This window comes from Acidiphilium sp. PM (assembly GCF_000219295.1).
GTDB classification, from domain to species: Bacteria; Pseudomonadota; Alphaproteobacteria; order Acetobacterales; family Acetobacteraceae; genus Acidiphilium; species Acidiphilium multivorum.
Window position 1 is genome coordinate 1 of the sequence record NZ_AFPR01000045.1, and the last position, 1,068, is coordinate 1,068.

At 66.9% G+C, this 1,068-nt stretch carries 1 protein-coding gene; it reads right to left on the minus strand.

Features of this window, described 5'->3' with window-relative positions; all coding sequences use genetic code 11:
- Positions 1–27: 27 nt before the first annotated feature.
- Complete coding sequence (locus APM_RS01640) at positions 28–1,005, minus strand: IS1595 family transposase (RefSeq protein WP_007421616.1); 978 nt, start codon at positions 1,003–1,005, stop codon at positions 28–30.
- Positions 1,006–1,068: the final 63 nt, after the last annotated feature.

Consider the following 1,068-nt stretch of genomic DNA (forward strand, 5'->3'; position numbering starts at 1 on the left):
GGCTCTATTCGCGATTCGTATTGACAATTATGCTCCCATAGCGGCAGCGAGGCAGTATCGCGGGGTTGGGTTGGGATGAAGGCCGATGAGGTGAAACCAGCGAAGATAGCTGTCGAGGTAGCGGGTGGCGATACCACGGCGGGTGCGCAGGAAATCCTTGAGGCGGGAATGGCGGTTATTGACGGTCTGGATGTGGAGTTCGCCACGGACACGCTCGCCGGTCGACTGATTGAGCGCCGCGTGGCTGACGCCCAAAGCCGCCGCGCATGGCGGATAGCTGGTGCCGCCATCGGTGACCAGCAGAGCGTCCTTGTCCAGCACCGGCGCGAGGACCGCACGGATGGCGTCGGCGGTGACCGCCGGCAACATCGCGCTGACGGTGGCGCCGGAACGATCCGCCGCCACCAGGACCGGCACCTGCTCGTCGGACAGGCCGCGCTTCTTCGCCTTGCCGCCGCGCTGGCGCGGCTTGCGCTCCGGCAGGCCGGGGACGGCTTTGCCAGCCTTGGCCTGCTGCCACACCCGGTCGCCCTTGCGGCTGGCCAGCACAAAGGTCTCGTCGGCCTCGACGATACCCCGCAGCTTGCCGGCGTCGGCTTTGATCGCCGCCAGGAAGCGATGCCGCCACCGGAAGGCGGTGCTGACGGCGACACCACACCGCGCCGCCGATACCTTCACCGTGTCGCCGTCAGCCAGGCTCTCGCCGAACCGCAGCCACACCTCCTTGTGGTGCAGGCCAGACAGCTTGGTGCCCGTCAGTGCACCAAAGCTTCGCTTGCAGGCCCGGCAGAGGTAACGCTGCATCCCCCGCGCCTTGCCATTGGCAACCGCTCCGGGCGTCCCGCAGTGGGGGCAGCGCCGGTCATCGCCGACGCCCAGTTCGAGCGCCGCCAACGAGGCTTCCCCGGCCGGACGACCCGCCAGGATCGCCCCGGCTTCCGCCTTCTGCACCTCGCTCAGGCTGTCCACCGCCGCCAGCCACGTCTGAAATTCTTTCCGCTCCATCGCCCCAATCCTTCAGCGTTTCCAACATTCTACGCCAAATCAATACGAATTGCGAATAGAGCC

Excerpts from the sequence above, each read along its gene's own strand:
- APM_RS01640 (WP_007421616.1), bottom strand. The coding sequence starts at position 1,005 with ATGGAGCGGAAAGAATTTCAGACGTGGCTGGCGGCGGTGGACAGCCTG.